General features: G+C 59.9%; 15 protein-coding genes. 9 read left to right on the top strand and 6 right to left on the bottom strand.

What is annotated here, in order from left to right; translation table 11 throughout:
• The first annotated feature begins 23 nt into the window (after window positions 1–23).
• Window positions 24–479: a response regulator gene (locus OIS50_RS00215; RefSeq protein ID WP_264692330.1), complete on the top strand. Its 456-nt coding sequence runs from the start codon at window positions 24–26 to the stop codon at window positions 477–479.
• A gap of 84 nt (window positions 480–563) precedes the next feature.
• Here OIS50_RS00215 and OIS50_RS00210 read toward each other — a convergent pair whose 3' ends face one another.
• From OIS50_RS00210 to OIS50_RS00200, 3 genes are all read right to left on the bottom strand, one after another.
• Complete coding sequence (locus OIS50_RS00210; protein ID WP_264692329.1) at window positions 564–1,139, bottom strand: ribonuclease HII; 576 nt, start codon at window positions 1,137–1,139, stop codon at window positions 564–566.
• 115 nt (window positions 1,140–1,254) lie between these two features.
• On the bottom strand, window positions 1,255–1,503 hold the full coding sequence (locus OIS50_RS00205; RefSeq protein ID WP_059072483.1) for a hypothetical protein: 249 nt from the start codon (window positions 1,501–1,503) through the stop codon (window positions 1,255–1,257).
• A gap of 159 nt (window positions 1,504–1,662) precedes the next feature.
• The gene (locus tag OIS50_RS00200; RefSeq protein WP_264692328.1) at window positions 1,663–6,456 is read right to left on the bottom strand and encodes a T9SS type A sorting domain-containing protein; all 4,794 of its coding nucleotides are present in this window, start codon (window positions 6,454–6,456) and stop codon (window positions 1,663–1,665) included.
• Between the two features lie 1,578 nt (window positions 6,457–8,034).
• Between OIS50_RS00200 and OIS50_RS00195 the strand changes: the two genes are divergently transcribed.
• From OIS50_RS00195 to prfB, 8 genes are all read left to right on the top strand, one after another.
• Complete coding sequence (locus OIS50_RS00195) at window positions 8,035–8,616, top strand: NUDIX domain-containing protein (RefSeq protein ID WP_264692327.1); 582 nt, start codon at window positions 8,035–8,037, stop codon at window positions 8,614–8,616.
• Window positions 8,617–8,675: 59 nt separating this feature from the next.
• A complete protein-coding gene (locus tag OIS50_RS00190) occupies window positions 8,676–9,503 on the top strand; it encodes a lysophospholipid acyltransferase family protein (protein ID WP_264692326.1) in 828 nt (275 codons plus the stop codon).
• Between the two features lie 37 nt (window positions 9,504–9,540).
• Window positions 9,541–9,828 (top strand): Asp-tRNA(Asn)/Glu-tRNA(Gln) amidotransferase subunit GatC, encoded by a 288-nt coding sequence (gatC, locus tag OIS50_RS00185; protein WP_264692325.1) that lies wholly within the window; start codon window positions 9,541–9,543, stop codon window positions 9,826–9,828.
• 3 nt (window positions 9,829–9,831) lie between these two features.
• Window positions 9,832–12,549 carry a tetratricopeptide repeat protein gene (locus OIS50_RS00180; RefSeq protein WP_264692324.1) on the top strand — a complete coding sequence of 906 codons (2,718 nt, stop codon included), beginning with the start codon at window positions 9,832–9,834 and terminating at the stop codon, window positions 12,547–12,549.
• 12 nt (window positions 12,550–12,561) lie between these two features.
• Window positions 12,562–13,290 (top strand): ABC transporter ATP-binding protein, encoded by a 729-nt coding sequence (locus OIS50_RS00175; protein WP_264692323.1) that lies wholly within the window; start codon window positions 12,562–12,564, stop codon window positions 13,288–13,290.
• Between the two features lie 122 nt (window positions 13,291–13,412).
• Window positions 13,413–13,961: a cob(I)yrinic acid a,c-diamide adenosyltransferase gene (locus OIS50_RS00170; RefSeq protein WP_264692322.1), complete on the top strand. Its 549-nt coding sequence runs from the start codon at window positions 13,413–13,415 to the stop codon at window positions 13,959–13,961.
• 66 nt (window positions 13,962–14,027) lie between these two features.
• Window positions 14,028–15,092 (top strand): branched-chain amino acid aminotransferase, encoded by a 1,065-nt coding sequence (locus tag OIS50_RS00165; protein ID WP_264692321.1) that lies wholly within the window; start codon window positions 14,028–14,030, stop codon window positions 15,090–15,092.
• A 149-nt stretch (window positions 15,093–15,241) separates the two neighbouring features.
• Window positions 15,242–16,319, top strand: a protein-coding gene (gene prfB, locus OIS50_RS00160) for a peptide chain release factor 2 (RefSeq protein WP_264692320.1) whose coding sequence is annotated in 2 segments (ribosomal slippage) — window positions 15,242–15,292 and window positions 15,294–16,319 — 1,077 coding nt in all. Because the reading frame shifts where the segments join, the coding sequence is not laid out codon by codon here.
• A 150-nt stretch (window positions 16,320–16,469) separates the two neighbouring features.
• Here prfB and OIS50_RS00155 read toward each other — a convergent pair.
• The 3 genes from OIS50_RS00155 to OIS50_RS00145 form a co-directional block, all read right to left on the bottom strand.
• On the bottom strand, window positions 16,470–17,900 hold the full coding sequence (locus tag OIS50_RS00155) for a SusD/RagB family nutrient-binding outer membrane lipoprotein (RefSeq protein WP_264692319.1): 1,431 nt from the start codon (window positions 17,898–17,900) through the stop codon (window positions 16,470–16,472).
• Between the two features lie 19 nt (window positions 17,901–17,919).
• Entirely contained in the window at window positions 17,920–21,231 is a 3,312-nt protein-coding gene (locus tag OIS50_RS00150; RefSeq protein ID WP_264692318.1) for a SusC/RagA family TonB-linked outer membrane protein, read from the bottom strand.
• A gap of 475 nt (window positions 21,232–21,706) precedes the next feature.
• Window positions 21,707–23,134, bottom strand: coding sequence for a RagB/SusD family nutrient uptake outer membrane protein (locus OIS50_RS00145; RefSeq protein ID WP_264692317.1), 1,428 nt, complete (start codon window positions 23,132–23,134; stop codon window positions 21,707–21,709).
• Window positions 23,135–23,138 lie beyond the last annotated feature (4 nt).

The raw sequence follows: 23,138 nt of genomic DNA, 5'->3' as shown, positions 1-23,138 counted from the left end.
TTGCCCTCTCCTACTCCGAACCCATGTCTGCCGATACCCACGCTTCCCCCAGCATTCTGCTCGTCGAAGACGACCAGATGGACATCATGAACGTGCAACGCGAACTGCGCAAGCACAACATTGAGGTGCCGCTGCACATTGCCCGCAACGGCCGCGAGGCCCTCTCGATGCTGCGCGGCGAAGGCGGCAAGGAGCGCATTCCGAAGCCCAACGTGGTGATGCTCGACATCAACATGCCGCGCATGAATGGCCTGGAGCTGCTCGAAGCCCTTCGCTCCGACCCCGAGTTCGTGGGCCTGAACGTGTTCATCATGACTACCTCCGACCTCGAATCTGACCGCCTGAAAGCGCGGGAGCTGGCCGTAAGCGGCTACATCATCAAGCCCATGAGCTTCGACCGGTTCGGCGAAGGCGGCGCCACCGTCGATGGATTCAGCTTGTTCCTCGATTTGCTGCAGCTGAAAGAACAAGCGCACTAACCTAGGCCGCCCGCAAGCGCGAAGGCCCGCCCGGTACTGCCGGGCGGGCCTTCGCGCTTGCGGGCGGCGCTGGCACCTAGGGCATCAGAGCAGCCGGAAGCCCATGCGGTGGTGCAGCGTGGGGCCGTGCGCCCGAATGGCGTTGCGGTGCAGCGCCGTGGGGTAGCCGGCGTTCTGGCTCCAGCCATAATCCGGAAACTCGGCGTGCAGCTCGCGCATGCGGTCGTCGCGGAAGGTTTTGGCCAGCACCGAGGCGGCGGCAATGTTCAGGTACTTCGCATCGCCCTTTACAAGGCAGGTGTGCGCAACGCCGGGGTACGGCTTAAACCGATTTCCATCGACCACCAAATGCGCGGGCACCACGCCTAGGTTGCTCACGGCGCGGTGCATGGCCAGGTAGCTGGCCTGCGCAATATTGATGCTGGCAATTTCTTCGGGCGAGGCTTCGGCTACGGCCCAGGCCACGGCGTGGCGGCAAATCAGCTCGCGCAGCTGCTCGCGCCGGCGGGCGCTTAGCTGTTTCGAGTCGTTGAGGCCGGGCAGGGCCAGCTCGGGGGGCAGAATTACGGCGGCGGCGAATACCGGCCCGGCCAGGCAGCCCCGGCCCGCTTCGTCGAGCCCCGCCTCCAGGGGCATTCCGGTGTAAGATGCAAGCAGCATAGTGCCTGCAAAGCTAGGCACGAACTCCGCCTAGGCCGCCACAATAAAAAATCGTCCTTCGGGCCGGCTGCCCAAAGAACGATTTCATTAGTGCTGGAGCAAAGAATCGGCTGGACTAGTGCTTGCCCGCCGTGCTGCCCAAATCTATGCCGGGTTCGCCGCGGCGGCGGCCCTGGCTGTCGCGGGGGCCTTCGTCCAGCTCGCCGTCTTCGTCGGTGCTGATGTATTCGTTGGTGAGCGGCCCGAGGCCGCCGGTTTGTTGCTGAAGTTCTGCTTCTACCTGAGCATGCTTAAGGTTGAATAGCGGGTCGCCGATGTTGTTGGTGTCTTGGTTGGTAGCGCCTTTTTTTTGCGAATTGGCCATAAGTGCGGTATGCCGACCGGGATGTGGGCGGCCGGCTAGCTTAAGTTACGGCTTTAATAAATATGGAGTTAAGTCTATGTTAAGCCGTGATAAAGCAAAAACGCCGCTGCTCCTGGGAGCAGCGGCGTTTGCCGTTCATGAAAGGTTATTCCATCCACCCTAGTGTTTCACGAAACGGCTTGTCAGCACCGTGCCCGTGGCGGTAGTCACCTTCAGCAGGTACGTGCCCTGGGGTAGCGTGCTCACGTTGAGCTTGGTGGTGGCAGCGGCGCCAAACGACTGCTTGCGCACAAACATGCCGTTTACCGTGTACACCTCCAGCGTGGCGTTCGGCGCGGTAGCACCCAGGCTTACGCTCAGCTCGTCGTGAGCCGGGTTGGGGTACAGCGCAATGCCGTTCTGGCCCAGCTCTTTGCCGAATGCTACTGTGCGCACCGGCGAGTACGCCGTGGTACCGTCGCGGTCAACCTGCTTCAGGCGGTAGTACACCTGCGTGGCCAGCGTGCCGGCGTTGGCATCGGTGTAGGCGTAGGTTTGCGGGGCCGAGGTGGTGCCGTGGCCGGCTACCTGCCCTACTTTCTCGAAGCGTACACCATCGGTAGAGCGCTCTACCTCGAAACGGTCGTTGTTTTTCTCCTGAGCGGTTTTCCAGGTCAGCAGCGCATCGGCGTTCTGCGTTTTGGCTGCAAACTCAACCAGCTCCACCGGTAGCGGGCGCGTGCCAATCGTTAGGGGTACTTGCACCGAGTTGGTGCCGCCGTTGGCATCTACCGTCACGATGATTACGGTGTAGTTGCCGGTTACCAGCTTCGTGCGGTCGGCCACCGTGATGGCACCGGTTACTGCGTCGAGCGCCAGGCCTGCGGGCAAGGGGTTGCTGCCCGTGGCCAGTACGGCCGAGCCAATACCGTTTTTGTTTACCACGGCGGTGCTGCCGCTGAGGCTGTAGCTGCCCGTGTTCACGTCAAACGTGCTGGCAATCAGGTCGCCGTTCTGGTACGGGGTAGCGCCGCCCTTTACCGGCGTGCTGGCGTAGGTCGAGTTCTGGTCTTGTGCTACCGGAATCGTGTACAGTGCCGCAGGCGAGGTCTGCCCTAGGTTGTCGGTGGCCAGGTAGCTGAAGGTAGCGTTGCCCACGAAGGCAGCGTCGGCATCAAAGCTCAGCTTGGTAGCGTCGGTGATAACCTGCCCGGCCGTAGCCAGCGAACCGTTGTAGTAAAGCACACCCTGCGAAGCCAGCGGCAGCGTTACGATGGTGTAGCTGGTGATGCTGCCGTCGGCATCGGAGGCGTTCAGTGCCGAAATTAGCAGGGTACCAGCCGTGTTGCCCCGCACGCTTTGCAGCGTGTTCCACACGTTCTGGGCTACCGGGGCCAGGTTGGCCTGGGCAGTCGTGAGCGTAGCCGAGTTGTTGCCGGTGTTGCTGTCGTTGGCGTTGTTTACCGCGGCCGTCAGCGTCAGGCTGCCCGAGTTGGGCATCGTCAGCGAGAACGTATTTACCACTTCGTTGGTAGCGCCGGCTGTCTGACCTAGGGGCACCGTCCAGGTAATTACGCTGCCCGTTTGCGAACCATTGCCCGAAATGTTGGTGGCCGTTACGCCCGCAGGCAGGGTTACCGTTTGGGTAGTAGCCGTAGAGGTAGCCGAAGCGCCGTTGTTGAGCGTAGTTACCGTGTAGGTATTCGTGCTGCCGGCCAGCGCCGTGGCCGGACCTGCCAGCAGGGTCGTTACGTCGTAGCTGGTGTTGATGGTGACGCTGCTGGTAGCGGTGTTGTTGCTCAGCACGTTGTCCGAAGTAGCCGAAGCCACCTGCGAAGTTACCACCAGCTGACCGCCGTTCGGGGCCGGGAAGCTTACGGTGTACGAGGCGTTGGCCGAAGTGCTGGCCGCTGCGCTGGCAATCGTCGGGAAGGTCAGCAGGCCCGTTTTCACGTTATACGTAGCGCCATTCACGTTCACGTTGCTGAAGGTGATGATGTCGCCCGACTGCGTGCCGGTGCTGCCACCCACCTGCAGCGTGCTTGCCGATAGGCCAGCCGGCAGGCTAGCCGTGGGCACCACGTCGGTAGCCGCCGAACCGACACCGCTGCCGCTGCCGTCGTTGCGGTAAGCAATGGTGTAAGTGATGGTGCTGCCAGCCGGTACGGGGTTGCTGCTTACCGAGATGCTAGTGAGCATATTAGCTACCTCTACCGTTGCAGGGGCAACGCTGGTGGTAAGCGCCGCCGTGTTGTTGCTCGATACGGCATCCGTGGTAGCGGTGCTTGCCGAGGCCACCCCGCTGATCAAGCCACCAGTGGGGTTGGCAGGCATGGTAAACGTTACGTAGTTCACCACGCTCGTGCCGGGCAGCAACGTAGCCGTGGTACCAAAGGTGAGCAGGCCAGTACCAGTAGTATAGGTGCTACCCGAGCTTTGGGCAACCAGCGTTAGGCCGGCGGGCAATTGCAGCGTGGGCACCACGCTGGTAGCCGTGGTAGGGCCGTTGTTGGTGGTGGTTACCACGTACGTTACGGCATTGCCAATCACCGATACTTCGGGGCCGCTGATAGCCACTGCCAGGTCGGCATTGGCCGTTACGGCGGTGCTTTGCTGGGCGGTGTTATTCAGTACTGTGCCATCGGCCGTTACCGAACGAATCGCGCTGATTACCTGGAAATTTTGACCAGGAGCTACTAGCTGAATGCTGAACGTTTGGGTAGCGCCAACGGCATCGGCAGCCAGTGCCGGGAAAGTTACCAGCCCGGTAGTGCTGTTGTAGGCATTTGCCACCACGGCACCCGTGGCATCGGTTACCACTACGTTGCTCAGGCCAGCCGGCAGCTGAGCCGTTTCTACTACGTTGGCTGCATCGGCGGCGCCGCCGCTCGTAAAGCTTACCGAGTAGGTAACTGGCAAGCCAGCGGTGGTGCTGCTCGGGCCATTTACCACCGTTGCCACTTCGGCTTTGGTGTTCACCTTCACAGTCACCGAGGCTACGTTGTCGGCAGGTACGTTGTCGCTGGTGGTCGAAGCCACCGAAGCCGTAGCCAGCAATTGGCCGTTGTTGCCGGTGTTGGCCGGAGCCGTAACGGTAATGTTGGCGAAAGACTGGGTAGCGCCCACGCTCAACGTATTAACGGTTGCATACTGCAGCACGCCCGTAGTCGTGTTGTAGGTAGCCGCGGTGCCGAAGGTGATGACGTTGCCTGTGAGCACACCCGTGGTGCCGCTAACTTGCAGCGTGCCCGTGGTAAGGCCCGGCAACAACTGCACGCGCTCTACTACGTTGGTAGCGGCCACAGGGCCGTTGTTGGTCGCCGTTACGCTGTACGTAACCGAAGCGCCCGGTGCTACCACGGTGCTGGTGGTGGCAATGCTCGTGGCCACATTCGCAGCCGAAGCCGTAGCCGGGCTTACTACCACGCCGGTGCCAACCACGCCGTTGAGGGCAGCCGAGTTATTGCTCGTGGTGGTTTCGTTGGGCGAGGTGGTGCTGACAGCGGCCGTGGGCGTAAAGTTGCCGCTTGGAGCCGTGAAGCTGATGCTGTTGGTTACGGTTTGCCCAGCGGGCAGGTTAAGCAGCGTCGGGAAGGTTACCACGCCGGTGTTCCGGTCATAGGTGCCGCCGTTGGTTACGTACACGTTGTTCAGGTTGGCGCCGATGTTTACCGTTTGGGTAGCGTTGCCAGCCTGGTTCGTTCCGTTGTTGGTGGTGGTTACGAACAGCGTGGTAGGCGAGCCGGCCACGGCCGTGGCGGAGCCGCTCAGCGTCGTGGTCAGGTCGAACGACGGGGCCATGGTAGCCACGGCCACGTTGTTGCCCTGGCGCCCGGCCTCATCCGAAGTGGTCGATACGCGGGCCGTAGCCGTAACCGGCATGCCCTGGCTGTTGGCCAGCGGGTAGCTAATAGCCGAGGCAAACGAGCCATTAGCAGCCAGAGTAGTAGCAGCCGTAGGGTAGGTTACCAAGCCGGTAGTGTTGTCGTAGGTACCGCTGTTGCTGGCCGTTACCACGTTCAGACCAACGTTGAGGCCGGCCGGCAGCTGCACGGTATAAGCTACACCGGCAGCCGTCAGCTGGTCGTTGTTGCTGAAGGTAACATTGAAGGTGCCGGTGGTAGCATTCGTCAGCGTGGCCGAAATAGCTGCCCGTACATCGGCTACGGCTACGGTACCTAGGGTAAGCGCAGCCTGGTCAGGAGCCAGGTTCGCGCCTTGCGATACGCCATTGCCAGTATTAGCCGCCAGCGTCAGCGAATTGCCGATGGTAGCGGGCGCCGTGAAGGCGAACGTTACCGTGCTGCTCGCATCGTTAGCCAGCGAAGCAACCGAGCCAAAATTGATGGTTGTAGCCGAGGGGAAGGAGGCCGTCGGATAAGCTGCACGAATGGCGTCTTGCTGAGCCGAAGTCAGAGTAGCACCAGCAGGCAGCGTAACCGTGCGGGTTACGGCGGTAGCGGTGTTTGGCCCTTCGTTGGTGAAGGTAGCAGTGTACGTGCCCGTAGGCTGGCCGGCATAAAGCGTGGTAGGACCTGCCAAGCTCACGGTTACATCGGCAACCGGAGCTACGTTGAGGGTAACGGTAGCCTGATCGTTCGTTGTGCTGCTTTGCGAGGTCGCTGTGCCAGTATTGCTCGTAACGGTAAGGTTACCGGTGTACGTGCTAAGCGGGGTAATCGCAAAGTTGTAGGACACCGAATTGCCGGAAGCATACGTACCGCCGGGGTAAGTAATCGTCCAGCCGCCAGCTTGGCTACCGGTTACGGTGCCACCAGGAGCCGTAACCGCCGACACTGCGTTGGCCGGAATGCTTACGGTGCGCGTCGTACTTACCGCGTCGTCGGGGCCGTTGTTGGCGTAGGTTACGGTGTATGCCGCCGACGAAGCCCCGGGGCTTAATGTAGCCGGGCCAGTGAGCGTAGTGGCCACGTCGGCCAAAGCGCACCACGACATCGACTCTATTGTCACCACCTGTTGGATTGGATCAGCGACCGTAGTTGTATTGGAATAGGTTACAACTACCCGGGTGATTGCCTGAGGCCAAGTGACTACTGTATTAGCATCGGCTGTGGAGCTGCCGGTAGTACCTGTAATGATGTTATTTCCCGAGTAGGTTGCGGCATTGCCTACCCGTACATCGTTCGCACTGAGGGTTACGAGCGTATTATTGGCCGTATAGCCCTCCAGCTTGATCTGGTCAATCCAAGCGTTAGTCGCTAAGTCAATATCACCCAAAGACAGGGTAAAACCCGTGAGCGCACGATTGAAATTGTAAGTTATGGACGACGATTTGTTTGTCGCATTGTTCGGGTAGTCTGCTGTCCAAACAAGCGCTTTACCAGGCATCGTCGGGTTATCCTCGATGCGCAAAGCTGTACCGCCGGGCGAGGTATAGCTACCCGCCGTAACCGTTACCCCCTCAACGTTTGCCGTACGTGCAGTTGTCCAATCCTCCAGTTCTGTCCGCCCATAGAAGTTTAGGACATTACCGTCGGCGCACCCGGCATTACCGACTGGTATTGAATAAAAAGCAGGCGAAGCATCAACACCTCCGTTATTATCTACGGCTGCGTACCGGAACGTAACGTTACCGAAGAATCCCGCCACAGGATCAAAAGTGATTCGCGCCGCATCAGCAGCTGCAATACTTTGGTTGAGCGTGATGGCATTGCCATCCAACGCTAGCACGCCTTGGGCAGCCGTCGGCAACGCTGTTATGTTGAACGAAGCAATTGTGCCGTCCGGGTCCACCGCGGTCAGCGGAGCTTGCAACAGCGTTGCACCAGCCGTGTTAATCAGGTTTTGTGAGGTTAACTCACGTGTTAGGGGAAGTTGGTTGACTTGGGCGCTATTAATTACGTTGATCGTGTAGGTAGCATTACCCGACACTGCTCCGGTATTGTCAACACCCGCAAACGTGAAAGTAACGGTTGCAGCACCTCCATCAACCGGGTCGAATAGCAGGTTGGGATACTGAAACGGATTGACCTGCTGTCCAGCAGAGGTAATCTGCACAGCAGCACCCGAAGCCTGATTGTAAGCGTACAGAGTGCCTGAAGTTGGCAACGTTACGAAACGATAAAAGGCTAGTGTCGGATTACCATCGGGGTCGGCTACGTTTAGGTTAGTGATTAGAGTCCGACCGTTGGCATCCGGGATGTTGACTGCAGTCCCGTTAACGTTGTTGGTAACATTGCTTGCTACCGGGTTAGCCGCCCATGCGGCTGTTTGGCCCAGCGCCCCCCAAGCCAGCAGCAATGCCGCGAAGCGTAAGGTTGTTTTCATCTATTGAGAATTTGAATGAGTAAATGCGTTTCGTGGCAATGGCATTTAGCCGTTGCAGCTTCGAAACTATTTCTGCCCATTCTCCAACTCGTCCGTATTTCTCCCAACAGAACTATTTGCTAGCTGAACGCACGCTTTTATCTGCGTTGAATACGTACCGTCTGATTACGCATTCCGATTTGTACGTAGTGGACTGCGAGGACCGCACTTTGATGGCCGATGCCTTAGCTGCTGCTAATTTGCGGCCGTAACCAAGCTCGATACATGGCCCAACCCACTGAACGCCCCGACGAACAGCGCAACCCCTGGCAAATCCTCAGCACCGAGGCCAAGTACCAGAACCCCTGGATCAGCGTGCGCGAAGACCAGGTCATCAACCCCACGGGCGGGCGCGGCATCTACGGGGTGGTGTCGATGAAAAACAAAGCCCTAGGTATCATCCCGATTGATGCCGAAGGCAACACCTGGCTGGTGGGCCAGTACCGCTACCCCCTGGAGGAGTACTCCTGGGAAATACCCATGGGCGGCGGCCCCGTGGAGCTGGACATTCTCGAATCGGCGCAGCGGGAGCTGAAGGAGGAAACCGGCCTGACAGCCCGGCGCTGGACGAACATTGCCCGCCTGCACACCTCCAACTCCGTTACCGACGAGGAAGGCTTCGTGTTTCTGGCCGAAGACCTGGAGTACGGCGAAGTGGCCCCCGAAGAAACCGAGGAACTGCACCTCTGGAAATTGCCGCTGGCCGAGGCCGTGCAGATGTGCATGGACAACCGCATTACCGACGCCATCAGCGTGGCCGGGCTGCTGAAAGCCGAACGAATTCTGCGCGAGCGGAACCTAGGCTAACGCGGCTTTGTGCTTCAGGCAGCCGTGCATCTTGGCACCGCTGCCTTACCTTTGCGGTTATGCGCAGGCTGTTGCAATATCTGGGACACCGCATTTATACCACGTGGGCAACCTTCTGGTTTGTGATGCCTTTTGTGGTTACCTATCCGCTGCAGTGGCTGTTTTCGCGTCAACCGCAGTGGCACCGGCACCTGCACGCGCTCAACCGGGCGTGGTCCATGCTGTTCATCCGGATGTGGGGCGTGCCCGTTACAGTGGTGCGCAAGCGGCTGCTCCCGCCGGGGCAAGCCTGCGTGTACGTACCCAACCACAGCTCCTACATTGATATCCCGCTGCTGTTCAAAGCCATACCCGGCCACCTGAACATCATGGGCAAAAGCTCCCTGGCCAAAGTACCCCTGTGGGGGCCCATATTCGAGCGCGGCTACATCAGCGTCGATCGGGATAACCGCGTGAGCCGCGGCCGCGCGTTGGTGCAGGCCCGCCAAACGCTCGATGCCGGGCGGTCGGTGGTTATCTTCCCGGAAGGCGCCATTGCCGAGAAACCTGGCGAGGAGCTGCTGCCCTTCAAGGATGGTCCGTTTCAGCTGGCCATAGCCGCCGGCGTGCCCATTGTGCCGGTTACCATGCCCTACAACCACCGCTTTATGCCCGATGTGGGCGGCTTGCGGGTGCGCTACTCCCCCCTGCGCATCGTGCTGCACGAGCCGATTTCAACCCAAGGACTTACCCTGAACGACATACCCGCGCTGAAAGAGCGCGTACGTGCTATCATTGCCAGCGAGTTCGACCCAACGGCGGCGGGTGTGCCCGCGCCGAGCCCCTTTGTGCGGGCGCGGCCCCAGAGCACCGCGGCCCGGCCAGTGGGTACCCCGGTAGCTCGCTGATACCTTTTCTCCTGACCTTCATTTATTTGCCACCCCCGTGAGCACCGATCTGAATACCCTTCGCCAACTGGCCCACCTTGCTCGTCTGGAGTTTGATGAAAGCAACGAGCAGCAAATGCTCAACGACCTCAACAAGATTCTGGATTGGGTTGAGCAGCTCCGCGGCCTCGATACCGCGGCCGTTGAGCCCCTGGTGCACCTCTCGCACGAAATCAATGTGTTGCGCCCCGACGAGCCCCAGAACACGATTTCGCACGCCGAGGGCCTGCTAAACGCTCCGCGCAAAGACTCCGATTACTTCCGCGTACCTAAAGTACTGGAGTAAGACGTGCGCGAACTTCCATCGGTAAAGCAAGATACTCCGCGCGGCCTGCTGTGGGGCTTGCTGGGGGTGCTCTTTGCCGCCCTGGGCCTAGCGTTTTACTTCCACTTTGCGGGCCCCGAGCACACGCTGCCGGTGGGCACCGTGGCGCAACTTACGCCGGTGCCCGCCACCGTGGCCAAACTCCCGGCCGGCCCCGATACCCTGGGCCTCCCGGCCAACGCTTACCTCGTTACCCAAACCTACGACGTTGCCGGCCCTAACCTGTGGCCGGCCGCGGCGGGGGCCTGGGTGGTTTTGCTGAGCGTGGGGTTGGCGGTTTGGCTGGCAGCCATCAGCCAGCTGCGGCGCCCAGCCTTCGTGGCCGGTGCGGCCGTGGTTATTTTCCTGCTGATGTCGCTCAACATGGATTTGCTGGGCGTGTTCGGCGAGCAGGATCAGTATTTTCTGGTGCTTAGCATTGCGGTGCTGATCGGGGCGGCCTTCGTGCTGCACGCCTTTTTCGAGGGCGTAAGCCCGGGGCGGCGCCTTGCGCTATTTGCCCTGCTGATTGCCGCCCTAGGTGCTTTGCTCTTCGCCAAAACCAGGCACCCCGCCAGCTTTGTGGTATTGCACCTGGCGGCCTACGGCACCCTAGCCGGCGCGGCGGCGGTGGCCTTGCTGGCCGTATGGCTTGGCGGTGAGTTGATCTACGGCCTGCTCTGGCTGAACACCCAGGGTGCTACTGCCAAAGGGCGGTTCGGCCTGATTCCGTTTGTGCTGTCGAGTGCCCTGCTGCTGGGCATTTTGCTGATGTACTACTGGAACGGCGGCCAACTGGCTATTCTGCCAGGCGTCCGTCTCAACCCGTATCTGCTCCTGTTGCTGGCCGCGGTGGTGGGCTGGTACACCCTACCCCTGCGCGAGCCTACTTATCGTGCGTGGCTGCCGCGCCAGGCAGCTACCTGGCTGTACGTGGCGCTGCTGCTGGTTGCGGCGGGCACTTTCGGGTACGCATCGGCAACCCTAAACGAGCCCCTGCTGCAGGCCACCCGCGACTTTATAGCCCTGGCGTTTGGCGCCATCGGACTGGCTTTCTTCGGGTACGTACTGCTCAACTTTGGGCAGCTCATTCAGCAGCGCTTGCAAGTGCACCGCGTGGCTTACGACCCGCGCCGGATGCCTTTTTACGTGATGTACGTGCTGGGCATTGGCCTTGTGGCGGTGGTACTGATGCGCAACCAATTCGATCTGCTTGATCGGGCCAGTGCGGGCCAGTACATCCAGTTCGGCGACCTTACCCGCCTGCAAAGCGAGCAGCGACCCGATAACCTGTACCTAGCCCTGCTGGCCGAACGCTACTACGCCGAGGCCGACCAGATGGACCCGCTCAACGCCCGCGCGGCCCTAGGTCGGGCGGCGCTTTACCAGGCCCGGGCCCAGCGGCAAAACGAAATCAACATCCTGCGCAGCACCCTGCGCCGCGAACCCAACGAGAAAGTGTGGCTCCGGCTGGCGGCCCGTTTCGACCAGCCCACCGACTTTTTCGAACGCCAGCAGGTGCTGCGCCAGGGCCTGGGGGCTTTTCCGGCCAGTGGCCGCCTTAATGCCGAAATGGCGCAGCTGTATTCGCGCTCCTTCTTGCCCGACTCGGTGCTGCACTACTACGGCCGGGCTACCGCCGCCAACGCTGCCGACCCCGTGCCGCACACCAACTGGCTGGCTTTCCTGCTGAAAAACAACCAGCTGGCGGGCGCCCAGGCCGCCGCCACCGAAACGCCCAACCCCAACTGGCCGGCCTGGCAGAACAACACCATGGTGCTCGATCTGCTGCGCGGCCGTTACCAGCCCGTAGCCGCCAGCAAGCCCGCTATCGACTCGGTGCTTACTGTTGCCCAGTTTGCGCAGCTGTACCACCTAGGGCTGGCCGAGGCCGCCCGCCACGACACGACGGCCTTGCCCTTGGTGCAAAACCTGCTGCAAGTACAAGCCAACGACCCGTTTGCCGATCAGCTTACGTTTGTGAGCGGCCTGCAGTTGCTCCGCAGCGCGCGGCCAGCCCCAGGTTTCGACCGGCTCGAGGCCCTTGCTACCGGCGTTACGAGCGGCTATTATCATCAGGTATTAGGCATGTACCTGCTCGAGCGTGGCCTCTACCCCTCGGCCGCTGCACGCCTGGCCCTGGCCGAACAAGCCGGCAACGCGGCCGCTTTGGCACCTAGGGCCTATGCGCTGGCCTGGGCCGGCCAGCCCGATTCGGCCCGCGCCGTTGCCCTACGAGCTATTATCGCTGCCCCTACCAGCGCAGGCCGGTTGCGCAGCCTGGCGGCAGGCACCATTCCGCCGGCACCGCGGGCCCGGCGCCCGTCGGCGCAGGCTTATGCCAACGCCGCCGCCACGGCTTCCAAAGATGCCAAAGCGGCTGCTCGTCAGTACCAGAAACTTACCCAGGCCGATCCTTTTGATGAGAAGGGGGTGTTGCAGGCGTCGGAGTTCTTTGCCGCGCGCCAGGATCCGGTTACGGCTTACGAAATCATGCGCCGGGCCGTGTCGTACAACCCCGAGTCGGTAGCCATGCTGCAGGGCTATGTATTGGCGGCCACGGATGCCGGTTTGGAGGAATACGCATCGGCTTCTTTTGCTAAACTTGCCACGTTGCTTCCCTCATCAGAATATATTACCTTTCGTAAGCTTTACGACAAGCGGCGTGCCGCCCACCGGGCCGCCGTAGCACCCTGGAACTAACCCCACGCCCTCATGCTGCCGCCTGTCATCGAAACTACCGACATATCCAAAGTGTACCGCATGGGCACCGAGGAAATCCACGCTTTGCGCTCGGTTACCATCCGAATTCAGCGCGGCGAGTATGTAGCCTTTATGGGCCCCTCGGGCTCGGGCAAGTCGACACTCATGAACATCGTGGGGTGTTTGGACACCCCCACCACGGGCCAGTACGTGCTCAACGGCAAGGACGTGAGCCGCATGACGGATAACCAGCTGGCCGACGTGCGCAACCGCGAAATCGGCTTCGTGTTCCAGACGTTTAACCTGCTGCCCCGCGCCACGGCCCTCGATAATGTAGCCCTGCCGCTGATTTACGCGGGCTACTCCAAAAAGGAGCGCGAGGAGCGGGCCATGGAGTCGTTGCGCAGCGTAGGGCTGGAGGCCCGCGCCAAGCACCGCCCCAACGAGTTATCGGGCGGACAGCGCCAGCGCGTAGCCATTGCCCGCGCTTTGGTCAACAACCCCAGCATCATTCTGGCCGACGAACCGACGGGTAACCTCGATACCAAAACCAGCCACGAAATCATGGACCTGTTCGAGGCCCTGTACGTGAAAGGCAACACCATCATCATGGTAACGCACGAAGAGGACATTGCCCGCTACTCGCACCGCATTGTGCGCCTGCGCGATGGCCTCATCGAAAGCGACCTGCCCAACCACGATGTGGCTACGCACCACCTGGCGCTAAACACGCAAGGCTAATTGCTGTTATGCCCTAGGTTGTGTTGTTTGGATTAGTGCCCCAACCTGTCCGTTGGGGCACTTTCTTTTTTTACCTGCTAATTTCGCTTGCGCCTTAGGCTAGCTCCTTTCCACCAGCATCTGTGAAGATTTACACCCGCACCGGCGACCAAGGCCTTACTTCGCTTATTGGCGGTACGCGCGTACCCAAATCGAGCCTGCGCATCGAGGCATACGGCACCGTCGACGAGCTCAACTCCTGGGTGGGCCTCGTACGCGACCAGGAAGTAAACCTGCCGCACCGCCCGCTGCTCAAGCATATTCAGGATCGGCTGTTCACCATCGGGGCCACGCTGGCCTCCGACCCCGAACGCTCGCGCATGCAACTGCCCGATTTGCTCGACTCCGATGTGGACGAGCTGGAGCAGGAAATGGACCGCCTCAACGAAACCCTGCCGGAGCTGCGGCACTTTATTCTGCCCGGCGGGCACCCCGCCGTTTCGCAGGCCCACGTAACGCGCTGCGTATGCCGCCGCGCCGAGCGCCTGGCCATTGCCCTGCGCGAGGAGTCTTTTGTACCTGACCTGGTAGTCAAGTATTTAAACCGGCTATCCGACTACCTATTCGTGCTGGCGCGCGGCATGGCCCGCGACCTAGGGGCCGAAGAAATTATTTGGCAACCGCGTCAGTAGCCGCCCCGTTTCAGAACCAAGCACCTGCCCTTTCTCCGCATTCCCCCACTGATTTCCCCGTTGGTCATGCTTGATACGCTGACGATTCCTTTTCAGCCCACCACTGCCTCGCGCCTGGGTGAGCTGGACCCCGCCAACATTGAGTTTGGTAAAATTTTCGCCGACCACATGTTCGCCGTCGATTACGTTGATGGCGAATGGCAGGCCCCTCAAATTGTGCCCTACGGCGACATGGCCGTGAGCCCCGCCAACTCGGCACTGCACTACGGCCAGGCCATTTTCGAGGGCATGAAGGCCTATAAGGCCCCCAACGGCGACATTTCCTTGTTCCGCCCGCTCGATAACTGGCGCCGCCTCAACGAATCGGCCGTGCGCATGTGCATGCCCGAAATACCGGAGGAGCTGTTCATGCAAGGCTTGTCGCAGCTCATTCGCGTCGATGCGGGCTGGGTACCTAGCAGCCCCGGCAGCGCGTTGTACATCCGTCCGTTCATGTTCGCTACGGATGGCTTCATTGGCGTACGGCCTTCCGATACCTACCGCTTCATGATTTTTACCTGCCCGGTAGGTAAATACTACAACAAGCCGCTGCGCGTACGCTTCGAAGAAAAGTACGTGCGCTCGGCCGAAGGCGGCGCCGGCTTTGCCAAAAACGCCGGCAACTACGGCGCGGCCATGTACCCTACCAAGCTGGCCCAGCAGCAAGGCTACAACCAGCTGATCTGGACGGATGCCTCGGAGCACCGCTACGTGGAGGAATCGGGCACCATGAACGCCATCTTCGTGATTGATGGCCGGGTGGTTACGCCCGCACTGAGCTCCTCCATCCTCGACGGCATTACCCGCCGTAGCGTGCTGCAGCTCGCCCGCGACTGGGGCCTGACGGTGGAAGAACGCAAGGTTTCGGTACTGGAAATCATTGATGCGCTGAAGCACGGCAAGCTGCAGGAAGCATTTGGCGTGGGCACTGCCGCAACCATTGCGCCCATTGCCACCATTGGCTACGAGGGCAACGACTACGAGCTGCCGCAAGCAGGTGCCGATGCTTTCTCGCGCCGCGTGGGCGAAGCGCTTGATGCAATCCGTAGCGGCGAGGCTGCCGATACGCACGGCTGGATGGTGCGCGTATAAGCCACGCGTTCAGCTTCATTAGTACTGCCGCCTGCTGTGGCCCTAGGTCGTAGCAGGCGGCTTCGTTTTCGGCAGGCTACCTTTGCCCGCGAGCGGCCTTGTCGGGCCGCTCGCACTGTATACTTTAACCCCCCTACCCTTTCGCTCAGATGACGACTGAACAAGTGAAAGACCTGAAGGGCCGCGTGGAGGCCTTGAGGAGGTACCTTTGACTACGATAACCGCAAAGCCGAAGTAACCCGGCTCGAAGAGCTAAGCCAATCGGCCGATTTCTGGAACGACTCCAAGAAGGCCGAAGCCACCCTCAAAGAGCTTAAAGGCATTAAGGTTTGGACCGACGACTTCGAGACAGCCCAGAAAGCCGTTGACGACGTGGATGTCCTTTACGACTTCTACAAGGAAGGCGAAGCCACCGAGCCTGAAATGCGCGCCGAATTCGACCGCGCCGCGCAAGCCGTGGAGCAGTTGGAGTTCAAGCGCATGCTTTCGGGCGAGGAAGATCAGCTTTCGGCTATCCTCGAGATCAACCCCGGGGCAGGCGGCACCGAAAGCCAGGACTGGGCCGAAATGCTCATGCGCATGTACATCATGTGGGGCGAGAAGCACGGTTTCGCGGTGCGCGAGGTAAACTACCAACCCGGCGAAGGAGCAGGCATCAAATCGGCCACGCTCGAGATAGAAGGCCAGTTTGCCTACGGCTACTTGAAAAGCGAAATCGGGGTGCACCGCTTGGTGCGCATCTCGCCGTTCGACAGCAGCGGCCGGCGGCACACCTCTTTCGCGTCGGTATTCGCCTACCCCGTTGTCGACGATACGATCAACATCGCCATCAACCCCTCCGACATTACCTGGGACACGTTCCGGGCAGGCGGTGCAGGTGGGCAGAACGTGAACAAGGTAGAAACGGCCGTACGCCTTACCCACGCTCCGTCGGGTATCGTTATTGCCGTCCAAATCGAACGCAGCCAGCTCATGAACAAGGAGCACGCGCTGCGCATGCTTAAGTCGCGCTTATACCAGATTGAAATGGAGAAGCGCAACGCTGCCAAAGCCGAGGTAGAGGCCGGCAAAAAGCGCATCGATTTTGGTTCGCAGATCAGGAACTACGTGCTGCACCCTTACAAGCTGGTGAAGGACCTGCGCACCGGCGTGGAGCGCACCGATGTACAAAACGTACTCGACGGCGACCTGGATGAGTATATCAAAGCCTACCTGATGGAAAGCTAAGCCACCATCCCTAGGTGCCGTAACGCAAAAGAGGCGCCCCCTAGGTGGGGGCGCCTCTTTTGCGTTACGGCACCTAGGGATGCCACCGTTCTCAAACAAAAAGGGCTGCCCAAACGGGCAGCCCTTTTTGTTTGAAAGCACTTCCGCGACTTAGTTTTTGTCCCAGAAGATCTTGGTAGTTACCACGTCGCCACCGATAGCGGAGGCAGCCGAAGCGTAGTTAGCACCGTTTACATTTTGCTCGGCAATCGGGTACGGGAAACGCAGCGGCAGTGCCGAACGAGCGCCCGTAGGAGCCGTCAGTTTCGGCGAATCAAGGCGGCGGAATTCCGTCCAGGCGTCAACCGGCTGACCGTACAGAGCAATCCACTCCTGGCGGCCGATTTTTTCCTTGGCAGTACCCGTAGCGGTAGCGAAAGCAACCTCCGGCTGAAGCAGGTATGCAGCAGCTTCAGCTTGGGTGTTGCCCCACTGCAGGATAGAAGCCGTGATGCCCGCGTTGTAGTGCGACTCAACAGTGCCACCTACATTGAAACCGCGCGAAGCAGCATCAGCCAGCAGGAACTCAACCTGCGCGTACGACATCAGCGCACCGGGCAAGGTCGGGTCCTCCAGCGCCGGGCCGGGGTTCGAGAAGTTGGTAGAGCTGTTGTTCACCCCGTACACACCACCGCGGTAAGAGCCGTTTGCCAGAGGCTTGAAGTACTCATCCAGGCGCGGGTCCTTCAGCGAAGTGAGCGTGCCTACGAACAGGCTGGTGCCTACAAAGTCCTTACGGCCGCTTTGCACGAGGTCTTCCCACAGCGGGTTGGTGCTCGGGGGCGTGCTCAGGAAGGTAACCTGGGCGTTGTCGTCGTTCGACTTGAACACCTTGCCAGCAGCCTGCTCAACAAGCGTCTTGGCTTTGGCAGCGTCGTCGTCGGCAATGGTCATGCCCATGCGCAGCTTCAGCGAGTTGGCGAACATCACCCAGTGGCTCACGTCGCCGTGGTACAGCAGGTCGCCATCACCTAGGCCAGCGGCCGAGGCATCGAACTGACCGATGGCCGTGTTCAGACGGTTGATCAGGTCGTTGTAGATGGCCTTGTCGTCGTCGTACTTCGGCTGCGACTTGGCAAAGTCCAGAGCTTCGGTGTAGGGCACGTCGCCGAAGGTATTCACCAGCGTCGACCATGCGTATACTTCCAACACCTCGATAGAAGCCAGTTGATTGGCTTTCACCTTCGGGCTCAGCGTATTGTCAGCCTGGATGAGACGCTTAGCCTCGAGCAGGTCGCGCAACACATCGCGGTACATCGCATTCCAGAACGAACCGTTGATGTTACGCGTGTTGATGTCGTACGTGCTTTCGTCGAAGTACGTGGTTTGCGCCCATTGCTGAACGTACAAACGGAACACGTTCAGGTTCACGCTGCCGCTCACCATGGTACGCGCCAGGCTGCGCTGCGCGTTCGATACCAGCGTTACGCCCGGTACTTTGGTGGCCGCCTTAGGATTGACGTTGTAGTCATCCTCCAGCGAATCCACGCACGACGTTGTAAACAACAGCGCCGGGATGCAGAATAACAGAAGCTTTTTCATTTCTGAGAATACAATTCAATTAGAAGCTGAAGCGGATGTTACCCCCGATCTGGCGGGTGTTGGGGTAAGAACCCACTTGGTAACCCTGGCCGGCGTTACCCGAGCTCAGTGCATCTTCCGGGTCAGCATCCGGGAGGTTCTTGTGGATAATCCAGAGGTTACGACCTACAAGCGACAGATCGATGCCACGTACGGGGCCGAACTTGGCCAGCAGCGTCTTGGGCAGCGAGTAGCTCAGCGACACTTCGCGCAGCTTCACGAAGCCGGCATCGTACACGAAGCCAGCGGCAGGGTTGCGCACGTAGCCGTAGAGGCCGTAGTTGGTGTTGCTGGTACGCACTGCGTTCGGCTGACCCGACACGTCAACACCGTTGATGGTAGTACCCGGAGCATAAGTGCCGCCCAGGATTACACCACCCGAGTTAGGAGCGTACGAGCCGTCGGCGTTACGAACGATGGGGTTACGCGAGGGGTTCCCGAGTTCGTTGTTGCCAGCAGTTTCCGGAGTCAGACCCGTAGCCAGACCATAGAAACGGTCGAGCGAGAACACGTCGCCACCCTTGCGGATGTCAACCAAAGCGTACAGCGAAATCCCTTTGTAGGACAAGGTGTTGCCGATGCCGCCGGTCCAATCCGGGTTCGGGTCGCCGATAACTTCGTTGGCTGTAGCGCTCTGCTTAAAGTAAGCAGCAGTCGGAATGCCGGCCGCGTTTTTGGTCACCGTTACCTGGCGGTTGCCGTTGTTGTCGTACACGTAGTTAGAGCCGCGCAGCACGCCGTAGGGTTGACCCACGGTTGCGTTCGAGCTCACACCGCCTTGGTAGCTGGCAATCAGAACGTTGTCAACACCTTCGTACAGCGACATTACGCGGTTGCGGTTACGCGTCCAGTTCACGTTCACGGTCCAGTTCAGGTCGTCCGTACGGAAGGGCGTTACGTAAGCCGTCAGTTCGATACCGCGGTTACGCACATCACCCGAGTTTACGTAACGCGAGTTGTAACCTGTAGCTGTCGAAATGGCAACAGGAATGATCTGGTCAACCGAGTTCGATTGGTAAACCGTTGCGTCGAAGCCCAAGCGGCTCTGGAAGAAGGCCATTTCGATGCCGACTTCAGCAGCCTTGGTGCGCTCCGAGCGCAGGTTCGGATTGTTTTTGGTACCCGGCACTGAGAACAGCGGTACGTTCCCGAAGGCGGTCGGCTTGTCGTACACGTCTATTACGTTGTAAGCGTCGGCACCCGAGCCTACCTCAGCGTAGTTGGCGCGCGCCTTGGCGTACGACAGCCACGGAGTGTCCTTCAGCAGTTCCGAGAACACAAAGCCTACGGCTGCTGAGGGGTAGTAGAACGAATTGTTTTCCTTCGGCAGCGTCGACGATACATCGCGGCGCAGCGTCAGGTCAAGGAACACCATCTCACGGAAACCGAAGGTGGTGCTGGCGAATACACCGTCAACTGCGCGGCGGTAATCCACTTCGCCGGGAGGCGTAAGCGGCTGAGCCGTGTTCGAGAGCGAGTACAGACCGGGTACTACCAGACCGCCGTTAGTTGACGAGCGGATCGACTGCGAACGTTCGCGACGGAGGTTGGCACCAACCAAACCACGGAACGAGAAGTTCTCGGTGATGTTTTTGTTGAAGTTACCGATCAGGTCGTAGTTGGCTTCGCGGAACGTACGGTCGTAGCGCGAGTAAAAAGCCGGGCCGTCGTTGGTGGTCGAACCAATAGCCTGGCGTTCCTCCTGCATCTCGTCGTACGAGTCGAGGGTTACGCGGCCCATCAGGTTAAACCAGTCGGCAAACTTGTAGGTAGCTACTACGTTACCGAATACGCGGTTGCGCTGGTCGTTCTGGAAGTTCTGATAACGCGTGAAGTACGGGTTGTCCCAGTAGATGGCGGTCAGATCGTCCGGATCGTGCCAGTTCCAGGTTACGTTCTGGTTGTTGCGGTCGTAGGCAGCCTTCTGGTCCTTAATGTCAACGTTCGTCTGCCACCACTGGCGGAAGTTCGTCATCAGGTTGCGCGACGAGTAACCCGTGCCGTAGCGGCCCAGGCCCTTGATGCGCGTGAAGTTAACCGAGGCGCTGGTGGTCAGGCGGGGCGATACGTTCAGCGAGCCGGAGAAGTTAACAATGTTCTTGTTAACCTGGCTGTTCGGCAGGATACCCTTGTCGCGGATATCGTTGTAGCCCAGCTTAAAGGTACCCATGTCGTTGCCGCCATCGATGCTCACGCTGTTGTTGGTCGAAACGGCGGTTTCGAAAAACGACAGCGGGCCGTTTTTGGCAGCTACCCACGGACGTGCTTTGCCGAAATTCGGCGAAGACGGGTCGAAGGCGTCCCACTGGAATACGTTCAGGTTCGGGTCGAAGGCCGCGCCGTACGAAGCGTCTTCCGACAGCGGAGCCACGAGGTCGTCTTTGCCGTCGCCATCGATATCGCGGTACAGGAACTTGCCCGAGGGGTCCTCGTAGTAGTTGCCGTAGCCGGCGCCATAGCGGTCCTGGTACTTGATGAAGGTGCTCTTGTCAACCTTGCCTGCCGTCAGGCCAGTGTTGATGGTTACGCCCAGGCCTTTGCGCCCTTTTTTGGTCGTAATCATGATAACACCGTTCGAGGCACGGTCGCCGTACAGGGCCGTGGCAGCCGCACCTTTCAGTACCGTTACCGAAGCTACGTCGTCGGGGGCGATGTCAGCGGCAGCGTTGCCGTAGTCATAACCGCCGCCGCCGCTGCGCTGGGTAGCGGTGTTGGTGTTGGAGTTGCTGATCGGCACGCCATCCACTACGAACAGCGGCTGGTTGTTGCCCGTTACCGACTTGGTACCGCGGATCAGGATGTTCGACGAACCGCCGAGCGAGTTGCTCTGGCGAATCTGTACGCCGGCAACCTTACCCGAAAGGCCGTTTACCACGTTCGTGTTACGGGCCTTGGTAATGGTTTCGTTCTCAATCTGCGTGGCTGCATACGGCAGAGAGTTGCGGGTTCTCTCAACGCCCAGGGCCGTTACCACTACTTCGCTCAGCTGCTTGGTATCGGTGCTCAGTCCTACATCGATGGTCGAAGAAGTACCGATTGCACGCTCTACCGGCAAGTAACCAATTGAGCTGAACGTAAGCGTAGTGGCACCAGCTGGCACAGCCAGCGAGAATTCGCCATTGGCGTTGGTTGATGCACCGGTAGTAGTTCCTTTAACTATCACCGTTACACCGGGCAAACCCTGCCCCGAAGCAGCGTCCGTTACCCGGCCACTTACTTCTCTAGTCTGCGCTACGGCAGGCTGAACGATACCTACCGCCCCCAGAAGGGGTACAGCTAACAGTTTTCTCATAAATGATTTGGTATTGGAAAATATGGTGAGTGAAAAAGCAAGTTAATCGGTTTTAACCTGAATATGCTAAGGGAAAACAGTCTCTCGAAGCGCCTGCGCACCATTGTTGCGTCGATAATTGCCAAGATTGTATTGTAAACTACTGTGTATTAAATTCTTGTTAAATTGTATAAGCATGATACAAAATGTGGCGGCAGCTATAACTTTTTGTTGAAATACGGGTTTTACGCGCCCTTCATGTCTTTCTATCAGTAGTTACCCAAGCCATAATTGGGCGAACCGAGTGGCTATCCAGACTTTGCACTCCGGGCACACCAACGTTCTGTTTACTATTTGGCGGGCTCGAGCAACAGGGCAAAGCTGGGTTAAAGACACATTATTGCACTATCGATAGCCCCACATCAGTTGGCCCCAAAAAAAGGGCCCTGCACCGCTAGCGGTGCAGGGCCCTTTGTGCGAATAAGGCGTTGTTCACCTAGGGGTTAATGGCATCCCAGGCTTTCTCGGCGGCCGGGCGCTCTATGCGGTCGAACAGGCGGTACTGCCCGCTGCTGAAGGCCAGGGTTTGCGGCGTGAAGGGATACGGCGGTGTACCCAGCGGAGCTACGCGCACGTTCTGGGTTTGAGCGGCAGTAGGCAGGCGGCCCAGGCGGCGCAAATCAACGAAGTAGTGCCCTTCGTAGAACAAGGAGTAGCGGCGCTGCCGCACAATCTCGTCGGTAGCTACGGTTACGTTCGGAAACGAGCCGGCAGGCAGGGCAGCCAGGTTGCCCGAGCGCGTCCGGATAACGTTGATGTCGGCCAGGGCGTCGGCCAGGCGGTTGGTGTTGGCCTTGGCCTCAGCGGCAATCAGGATTAGCTCCTCGTTGCGCATGATATCCAGCGACGACACGTTGGAGGCAAACAGGCGCGGCTCGTAGGTGCCCGTAATACCCCCCGTAACCCGAGGCGTGGAGCGGGTGCCGACTTTAGCAAGGCGGGCGTCGCCAGGTTCGGCTTCCGTCACGAAGTTATCGGGCACGGCCACCACCGTAATGCCGGGCGTGTTGGGCACCTGGAAATACGGGTTGCCCTGGTCGCCGGCCGTAGCCGGGTTGAAGGTCATTTTCGGACCTAGGGACAAGCTACCTGCGGGGTCGTAGAACGACTGACCAATGGCGGTGAGGGCGCCGGCGTAATCGCGCTGGTAAAGGGCTACGCGCGCGGCCAAACCCCGGTTGAAGCGCCGGAACGTAGCGGGAGTGTTAAAGCCAGCGTAACCCGAGCTAAGCGCGAAGGCAAAGGTAGGGCCGGCTTGGTCGAGGGCAGCGGCGCCCTGGTCGAGCAGTTGGCGGATGTTGGTCAGGGCTTCGGCCTGCGTCACAAAGGGCCCGGGGCGCAGCACGTTGCTTACATCGGTCCGGATGCCGTTTTCGCCCTGCATGTTCAGCATCAGAAGCTTGGCCAGGGCCTCGTAGGTGTAGGTAAAACCGGCTACCCCCTGTTTCTGCTGCTCGTTGTAGGCTTGGCTGCTGTTGGCCGACTCGCGGTACACCTGCGCGGCGCGGCGCATCTGGGCCAGCGGCACGTAGTAGGCGTTGTAGTAGGCGGCATCGTCGAGGCGGCCGCGCGTGCCTTGCAGTTCGGTGTACCAGCGCGATTCGGTACCGGCCAGCACCACTACCTCGCGCCCGAAGGTGCCGATAACCTGGTTGTAGGGCGCGTTGGTGGTGTGCTGGTTGCGGTACGAGGCCTCCACGCCCACGGCCATGGCATCGAGTTGGGCCCGCGAGGCGTTGCTAAGCACCGCATCGAGGCTGGGGTTGTTGGGATCGGGCACGGGGTCGGTGTCGAGGAACCCGCACGAACCCAGGGTGAGCAGCAGGGCCGCAGCGGCCCACAGTTTACGTCGTATGGCTAGCATAGGA

It is taken from the genome of Hymenobacter sp. YIM 151858-1, from assembly GCF_025979705.1.
Lineage (GTDB): Bacteria > Bacteroidota > Bacteroidia > Cytophagales > Hymenobacteraceae > Solirubrum.
Note: the sequence above shows the minus strand (reverse complement) of the source record. Positions and strands in the feature narration are given on the sequence as shown.